The following is a 7,802-nucleotide window of genomic DNA, read 5'->3' as shown; positions in this document are numbered from 1 at the left end:
GGGGGGGGGGGGCGCCCCTCGGCTGTTCGGCGTCTGTTCTAGGGGGCGAGCGGCGGGCGGTAGCCCGCGTCCGGACCAGGGTGCTGCTCGGGCCGGTCCTCGCGGACGACCTCGCCCTGGACGACCTTGCCGTCCGGATAGCGGATGCGGGCCTGCTGGAAGGCGTCGCCGAAGGTCCCGGCGGGTGCCGAGGCCATCTTCCGCTCCAGCGAGCGGGCCGCCCTGCGGCCGATCCACGCACGGACGGGGGGAAGCAGGCACAAGAGGCCCACCACGTCGGACACCAGGCCCGGCATGATCAGGAGCAGGCCCGCCAGCATGGTGAGGCCGTTGCCCTGGCCCGGCTGCTGCGGAGTGGGCCGCACGCCCTGCTGCGCCTGCTGGAAGGTGTCGGTCATGTTCTTGAAGGCACGGCGCCCCGCGCGCTTGATGACCACCACGCCCAGAACCATCCCGCCCGCGAGGAGCGCGGCGACGGTGAGCCCGCCGGCCGCGCCCGCGACCAGGCCGAGCAGCCAGATCTCCAGGATCAGCCAGGCGGCGACCGCCAGGGGAAGGAACGTACGGGCGGGTGAGCGCCGCTGCCGGGGGGCCGTCGAAGAGGGAACGCCGGTCGTCATACTCCCCAGTGTGCCCGGACCTGCGTAAGAGCAGCCTCAGCCGGAGGTACCGGACGCCCCTTAGGGGGCGCCGCGGTCAGGCCTTCCCCGTCTCCTTGCCCGTGTCCTTGCCCGTGTCCTCGGCCGCGGGCTTGCCGAGCAGCTTGGCGGCCTGTGCCTTGAGGCCCCACTGGGTGACCCGCCACAGGGCCTCCACCACGATGTCCTTGCTCATCTTGCTGTCGCCGAACTCGCGCTCGACGAAGGTGATCGGCACCTCCACGACGCGGAAGCCCTTCTGCACGGCCCTGCGCGCCAGGTCGACCTGGAAGCAGTAGCCCGCGGAGGCCACCTCCTCCAGCCCCAGGCCCTCCAGGGTCTCGCGGCGGAAGGCCCGGTAGCCGCCGGTCACGTCGCGGATCGGGACGTTCAGCATCAGCCGGGAGTACGTGGAGCCGCCGCGCGAGAGGAGCTCGCGGCTCTTGGGCCAGTTCACGACGCGGCCGCCCGGCACCCAGCGGGAGCCCAGCACCAGGTCGGCGCCGGTCAGCGCGGTGAGCAGCCGCGGCAGCTCCTCCGGCTGGTGGGAGCCGTCGGCGTCCATCTCGACGATCACTCCGTAGCCGGCGTCCAGGGCCCAGACGAAGCCGGCCAGGTAGGCGGCGCCGAGCCCCTCCTTGCCCTTGCGGTGCAGGACGTGCACGTGGTCGTCGCCGGCCGCCAGCTCGTCGGCGAGCTTGCCGGTGCCGTCCGGGCTGTTGTCGTCCGCGACCAGGATGTGGGCCTCGGGCACCGCCGCGCGGACGCGGCCGACGATCAGCCCGATGTTCTCCGCCTCGTTGTAGGTCGGAATGATCACCAAGGCCGTACCGAGCGGTCCGTAGGTCCGCTGTCCGCCGTCGCTCACTGAGTCCCCTTTTGTGCTCGTGCACGTCCTGTACGTCTGGTCGCAGTCAATGACTTTAGAACAGTGATCGGGGCCCGCGGTCCTTCGGGCCGGTCGGACTCCCGCTGGCTGCGGGCCGCCGTGACCGTTGTCTACTGGACCGCCGGGCCCCGAACTGGGGCCACCCTCCCCCAACTGCCGCTGGGGGTGCCCCCACCGGCGAAACCTTCCCTCGCCCCCGAGGCGCGGGCGCGCTGAGCAGGCGGATCCGTCCGGCACGGACGTCCTGATGGTGGACCCGGCCGAACCTATCCGGGTCCGGGCGCCCGCACCGAACCCAGGCTCGCCGGATCACCCCTGTGGGCGTACGAATACCTCCCGCCCGCCGACCACGGTCGCCAGGCACACCGGCAGCTCCGCGCCGGGGCCCAGATCGGGCAGTCCGGGGGTGCCGGAGCGGGGGTCGGTGGACCAGCGGGCGACCCGGTCGTCGGGGGCCTGGACGAGCAGTTCGCCGGTCTGCCAGAGGGCGTAGTCGGCCGGCGCGCCGGGGACCAGGACCCCCGCGTCGTCGCGGCCCAGCGCCCGCCAGCCGCCCCGGGTGTGGGCCGTGAAGGCGGCCCGGACGGAGATGCGGTGCTCGGGCGTCCGGTGGAAGGCGGCCGCCCGGACCGTGCCCCACGGGTCGAGCGGGGTGACGGGCGCGTCCGATCCGAAGGCCAGCGGGACACCGGCCTTGAGCAGGGCCGCGTACGGGTTCAGGGTGCGGGCGCGCTCGGCGCCCAGCCGGTCGGCGTACATGCCGTCCTCGCCGCCCCAGGCCGCGTCGAACGCGGGCTGCACGGACGCGGTCAGGCCAAGCTCCGCGAAGGCGGCGATGGTGGCGGGGGTCATCATCTCGGCGTGCTCGACGCGGTGCCGGGCGGCGCGGACACGTGCCAGGCCGACCTTCTCCGCGGCGGCCCGGACGCCCTCCACGACGGCGGTGATCGCCGCGTCCCCGATGGCGTGGAACCCGGCCTGCAGGCCCGCCTCGGTGCAGGCGGCGACGTGCTCCGCCACCGCGCGCGCGTCCAGGTAGCCGGTGCCGGTGTGCGCTGCGTCGGCGTACGGGGCGTGCAGGCACGCGGTGTGCGAGCCGAGGGCGCCGTCGACGAACAGGTCCCCGGCGGCGCCGACCGCGCCCAGCGCCTTGGCCTGGTCGAGGTCCCGATCGGCCCAGTACCCGAACACGCGCGGCCCGGGCCGCTCCGCCGCCAGCTCCAGCAGGGCGGTGAAGTCCTCGGCGGAGGAGATGCCGGGCCCGCCGCACTCGTGCACGGAGCCGATGCCGAGCGAGGCGGCCCGGTCCAGGGCTGCCCGCTGGGCCTCGGCGCGCTGGGCGGGGGTGACGGCCGCCAGGGCGGCGGCGCGCACGGCGTGGTGGGCGTCGCGGGTCAGCGGCTCGTCGCCGTCGGGGGTCACGTCGGGGACGAGGTCCAACAGGGCGGTGGTGACCACCGCCGAGTGCACGTCGATGCGGCTGAGGTAGAGCGGGCGGCCGGCGGCGGCCTCGTCGAGCTCGGCACGGCGCGGCGCGCGCCGCTCGGGCCAGCGGGCGGCGTCCCAGCCGTGCCCGAGGAGCACCCGGTCGGCGGGACGGCTCGCGGCGTACGCGCGTACGAGGTCCAGCGCGGCGGAGAGGGAGGGCGCGGCGGAGAGGTCCAGCCCGGTGAGCGCGAGGCCGGCGGAGGTGGTGTGGACGTGGGCGTCGGTGAAGGCGGGCGTGACGAGCGCCCCTCCGAGGTCGACGACCTCGTCCACGCCCTGCGCGAAGGCGTCGGCCGCGCCCTCGGAGCCGACCCAGGCGATGTGACCGCGCTCGACCACCATCGCCGTGGCGAAGGGGTCCGCGGGGCTGTGTACCTCGCCCCCGCGGAGGAGGACGGTCCTGGTCGGTGCTCCGGCGGCGTCGGCGGAGTGGGCGGTGCGGTCAGTCATGCGGACCAGTCTCGCGCGTCGCCGGGCCGCGCCCGACCGCCGGGTCCCTCCAGCCCCCCTCCAGGTCTCTCCGGATCCGCTACACGCGGGGCGGGCGCGCCTCGTACGGGGTGGACAGGACCACCGTCGTACGCGTCGAGACGTGCGCCAGGGCGCGCAGGCGGCCCAGGAGGTCTTCCAGCTCCAGGGGCGACGCGACGCGGACCTTGAGGATGTAGTTCTCGTCGCCCGCGACGCTGTGGCAGGCCTCGATCTCGGGAACCCCGGCCAGCCGGTCGGCGATGTCGTCCGGGGCGCTCGGGTCGAACGGCTTGACCGAGATGAACGCCGTCAGCGGCAGGCCGACGGCCTCGGGGTCGACCACGGCCGCGTACCCGCGGATCACACCACGCTGTTCCAGCCGGCGTACCCGCTGGTGGACGGCCGACGTGGACAGTCCGGTGGCCTTGCCCAGATCCGTGTAGCTCATCCGCCCGTCCCGCACGAGCAGATCCACGATCTGGCGGTCCAGCTCCTCCATTGCGCTCATAGCCGCTCAACCTAAGGCCCAACGCCACTCCAGGCACAGTGCTGTCCATCCACTGGAGGCATCTGCGCCGGGCATGTGACCAAGGCCACAAGCGTATGCGGGCGTCCTGGCGGCTGTTGTGGTTACTCGTGCCGCACGACGGGAAGTGCTTGGTGTGGCCGAGGCCGAAGAACCTGCCCGCCCGGCCCACCCAAGGGGGAGTACATCCATGCTGAACACCAAGCGCGCCGGTCGCACCGAACCGGAGCCCCTGGAACCGCTCGATCCCGGCGACGACGCGTACGCCGAGGACGGCGAATACCTCGACTACGCCGAGGGTTTCGAGATCCACCACGCGGTCTGCCCCGACTGCGGCCAGTCGATCGCCCTCGTCGCCGACGAGGAGCACCTGCCGCAGCACGCCCTCTGCCTGACCCCGTGGAACCCCTTCGGGCTCACGGTGTGCGCGGGCACCGGGCGGCCCGTGGGCGACGCCCTGCCCACCGTCGGCATGATCCAGCCGGTGGGGACGCAGGAGCTGGAGCCCGTGGTGATGCTGAGCCTGCCGCAGGGGCTCGACTGGCGGACGCAGCCCTTCTCGCACGTCGGCGGTCCGGGCTCGCGTCCGGTGCGCGTGCCGAGCCCGCCGCTCCCGCAGACGCGCCGCCAGCACGCGCAGGCGGCCTGACCCGGCAAGCCCTTTACCAGTACGTGCCCTGCACCATGGCGGCCAGACTGGCGTGGTGCAGGATCAGGCTGTCCGGATCCGAGGGGATCTCGACCTCGCCGAAGTGCGCCTGCCGGTAGGCGATGCGCAGCATGACGATCCCGTGCCGCAGCGCCGCGTAGAGCGTGTGGAACTCCATGTCGCGCGGGGTGTGGCCGGTGAGTTCCGCGTAGCGGCGTTCCAGGTCCTCGCGGCGCAGGAAGTCCGGCAGTCCGGGCTGGCCGAAGCCGACGGTGAGGTCCTGGAAGAACCGGTGCAGGTAGACGGTCCAGCCGAGGTCCACCTCGCGCGGGGCGTACGCCGCCATCTCCCAGTCCAGGACGGCCGCGGGCGTGAAGCCGTCGTAGATGACGTTGCCGATGCGGGCGTCACCCCAGTTGAGGACCGACGGGCCCTCGTCCTGCGGCCACAGCTCCTCGAGGCGGGCGAACGCCCGCTCGATCAGCGGGGACGGGGCGAGTCCGCCCACCACCCAGGAGTAGTAGGCGCGTTGGGCGTCCACGTGCCGGCGCAGCGGGCTGCCCGCGCCCTCGGGGAGCAGGAACTCCGCCTCCTTGCCCGGGAACTGGTCGTGCAGGCGGGCCAGCAGGGAGATGCTCGCCTCCTGGAGCTCGGCGCGCTCGGCGTCGGTGGCGGCGTGCAGCCAGTTGCCCTCGTAGGTGTAGGGCATGACATCGGGCGGGACCCGGCCCTCGGCGCGGGCCATCACGAAGAACGGCGCCCCCAGCGGCCCCGGATCCTCCTCCAGCCACTGCACGCGCGGGACGGGCAGGTCCGTGTGCTCGGCGACCAGGCTCATCACGCGGTGCTGGCGCGGCATGTCGTACGTGGGGAAGACGGTGTAGGCCGCCGGGTCGGCGGCGAGTCTCAGCGCGCAGGCCCGTATCGGGGTGTCGGGGTGGTCTATGTCGAAGAGCAGGGTCTCGCTGGACATGCCGTTGGACCCGGGGACCGAGACGTTGGTGACCTTCGCGCCGGGGAGTTTGGTGTCCAGCCAGGCGGCGAGCCGCCTGCCGAGCTCCTCGGGCTCCCGGGTGGAGGTACGCGGACGTGGAGCGGTGGCCATGGGTGAGCCCCTTTCGATTTCGGCCTACTGGGCGACGGAGGAGTAGTCGGCGAAGCCGCTGGGGTCGTGGCGGCCGAAGCTGCCGTGCTCGAAGATTCCGTGGCCGACCTGTCCGTCGAGGGTGAAGCGGGCCGAGTGGTCGGTGACGCCGAAGGCGGCCATGGGGTGGGCGGCGGGGTCGGAGAGGTCGTAGACCCGGCGGTCGGTCCAGCCCCGGCCCTGCCAGGTGCCGTGCTGCCAGTCGGCGGCGGGCGGGTAGCCGGCGCCGACGGCGAGCGGGGAGGAGTTCAGGATCCGCACGCCTAGTTCGAGGGGCTTGCGGGCCGGGTCGGCGAGGTGGACGACGGCGCTCTCGGGGTGCCGGGTGCCGGGCCGGTAGCGGATCTCGGTGTGCGGCCAGCCGAGTTGCACGTCGTGGCGGCCGCTGCCCTCGGGGAAGACCTGGACGGCCTCACTGAGGGTGCGGTGTCCGTCGGCGTCCTCCTGGGCGATGACCATGACGAACCGGTCCTCGAAGCGGACGGGTATCCAGAGCCAGTGGAAGCCCTCGGGGCGGTACTCCTCGGCGGCCCGGCCGCCGTCTTCCCCGGGGATGGGGCGCACGCCCCAGCTGCGGTCGCGGGTTCCGGTCCACTCCCCCGGGGTGACGGCGAACTCCTCGCCCTTGGCGCGGATGGTGCCGGTGACGCTGCCGGCCTGGACGAAGCGGCGCCCTTCCAGGATGAGCCGGTCGCCGCGCCGCTGGGTGTGGTGGGGCTCCCAGACGGCGGGGAACTCGGCGGTCCAGGTGAGGTCGTACGAGAGCCCGTCCGGGTCGTCCGGATCGGCGGAGCAGCGCAGGGTCAGCTGCCGGAGCGGTACGTCGACGGTGATGGAGAACGGCCCCACCGAGAGGTTCATCCGGTCGTCGGAGAGGGCGTCAGAGGCACGCACGGCGAGGAGTTCGTCCCCGACCCGGAGGGTGGCGTAGGCGTCGATGACTCCGGCGTTGGGGTACACCCCGAGGCCGAGGATGAGGACGGCGCGGCCGGCGTGGTCGAAGACGTGGAAGATGCAGCGGTCGTAGGCGTTGCGGTCACCGCTGACGACGTGCTTCATCGACAGGGGTGCCTGGTGGATGGGGTACTCGTCGAGGGCGACGGGCCGATCGGCGGGCATGGCGGACCTCCGGGAGGCGGGGCGAAGGCAGGGTCGGCGGCGCGGCTGAGCGGGGTCGGGGTGCGGGGGTGTGGGGTCGGGGTGCGGGGTGCGGGGTGTGGGGTCGGGGTGCGGGGTGTGGGGTGTGGGGTCGGGGTGCGGGGTGTGGGGTGGGTTTGTGGCGTGCGGGTGCGGGTGCGGGGTGCGGCGGGGGCACGGCTGGAGCGGATATGACGGTACGTCAGAATCCCGAGCCAGGGCCAGACTTGTGGCACAACCTGACAGGTCGGCACGGTTGGCCGGGTGCGGTGGGGCGGGATCGGGAGTGGGGCGGGTACTCGGGGGCTCCGGGGAGCCTGATCCCCACGCTGCCCATCAGGGAGGGTTTGGGGGTTTCCCGCCAGTCCCATCGTCTCTCCGTGCCGGGCCGGCCAGTCAAGGGCGCTCCTCCTTCGTCGTCGCGTCGCTTCGCGATGGCCTTCGGCCACCCTTGACAGTCCGACCCGGCACGGAAAGACAGGACTGACGGGAAGCCCCCAAAAGAACGGTCCACTGGTTCATGAGCAGGGTCAGGGGGCATCAGGGACCGGATCCGTGGTTCCCGGGGCCGTGGCCTGCGCCCGGGCCCGTAGAGCGGCCATCCGGGTCGGTGGGCGCACCAAATCGCTACGCGCTCCTCACATCTCAGCGTCCGCCGCCCGTCCGGGGCGCACCCCACACCCCAGGCAGCAACCACAAGCCCCCGGCAGTGCTGGGGCGCGTCAGATCGCTACACGCTTCTCACATCTCAGCGTCCGCCGCCCGTCCGGGGCGCACCCCACACCCCAGGCAGCAACCACAAGCCCCCGGCAGTGCTGGGGCGCGTCAGATCGCTACACGCTTCTCACATCTCAGCGTCC

At 73.2% G+C, this 7,802-nt stretch carries 7 protein-coding genes; 1 reads left to right on the top strand and 6 read right to left on the bottom strand.

Translation table 11 applies throughout. The annotated features are described in order from the left end of the window. Nucleotides 1–38: 38 nt before the first annotated feature. From fxsA to ACIPUC_RS36990, 4 genes are all read right to left on the bottom strand, one after another. Entirely contained in the window at nucleotides 39–620 is a 582-nt protein-coding gene (gene fxsA, locus ACIPUC_RS37005; protein WP_446594778.1) for an FxsA family membrane protein, read from the bottom strand. 76 nt (nucleotides 621–696) lie between these two features. Next, nucleotides 697–1,506, bottom strand: coding sequence for a polyprenol monophosphomannose synthase (locus ACIPUC_RS37000; protein WP_446594780.1), 810 nt, complete (start codon nucleotides 1,504–1,506; stop codon nucleotides 697–699). Nucleotides 1,507–1,836: 330 nt separating this feature from the next. After that, nucleotides 1,837–3,465 (bottom strand): amidohydrolase, encoded by a 1,629-nt coding sequence (locus tag ACIPUC_RS36995; RefSeq protein ID WP_446594782.1) that lies wholly within the window; start codon nucleotides 3,463–3,465, stop codon nucleotides 1,837–1,839. Nucleotides 3,466–3,544: 79 nt separating this feature from the next. After that, the gene (locus ACIPUC_RS36990; RefSeq protein WP_164721043.1) at nucleotides 3,545–3,985 is read right to left on the bottom strand and encodes an Lrp/AsnC family transcriptional regulator; all 441 of its coding nucleotides are present in this window, start codon (nucleotides 3,983–3,985) and stop codon (nucleotides 3,545–3,547) included. A gap of 217 nt (nucleotides 3,986–4,202) precedes the next feature. Here ACIPUC_RS36990 and ACIPUC_RS36985 point away from each other — a divergent pair, with 217 nt between their 5' ends. Further along, on the top strand, nucleotides 4,203–4,661 hold the full coding sequence (locus tag ACIPUC_RS36985) for a hypothetical protein (RefSeq protein ID WP_446594783.1): 459 nt from the start codon (nucleotides 4,203–4,205) through the stop codon (nucleotides 4,659–4,661). 13 nt (nucleotides 4,662–4,674) lie between these two features. Here ACIPUC_RS36985 and ACIPUC_RS36980 read toward each other — a convergent pair whose 3' ends face one another. Both ACIPUC_RS36980 and ACIPUC_RS36975 read right to left on the bottom strand, forming a co-directional pair. Continuing rightward, nucleotides 4,675–5,766 carry a phosphotransferase family protein gene (locus ACIPUC_RS36980; RefSeq protein WP_446594785.1) on the bottom strand — a complete coding sequence of 364 codons (1,092 nt, stop codon included), beginning with the start codon at nucleotides 5,764–5,766 and terminating at the stop codon, nucleotides 4,675–4,677. Between the two features lie 24 nt (nucleotides 5,767–5,790). Next, the gene (locus ACIPUC_RS36975; RefSeq protein WP_446594787.1) at nucleotides 5,791–6,924 is read right to left on the bottom strand and encodes a hypothetical protein; all 1,134 of its coding nucleotides are present in this window, start codon (nucleotides 6,922–6,924) and stop codon (nucleotides 5,791–5,793) included. Nucleotides 6,925–7,802: the final 878 nt, after the last annotated feature.

This window comes from Streptomyces sp. LARHCF249 (assembly GCF_052871255.1).
The sequence above is the reverse complement of the archived record's forward strand: the minus strand, read 5'-3'. Positions and strand labels throughout refer to the sequence as shown.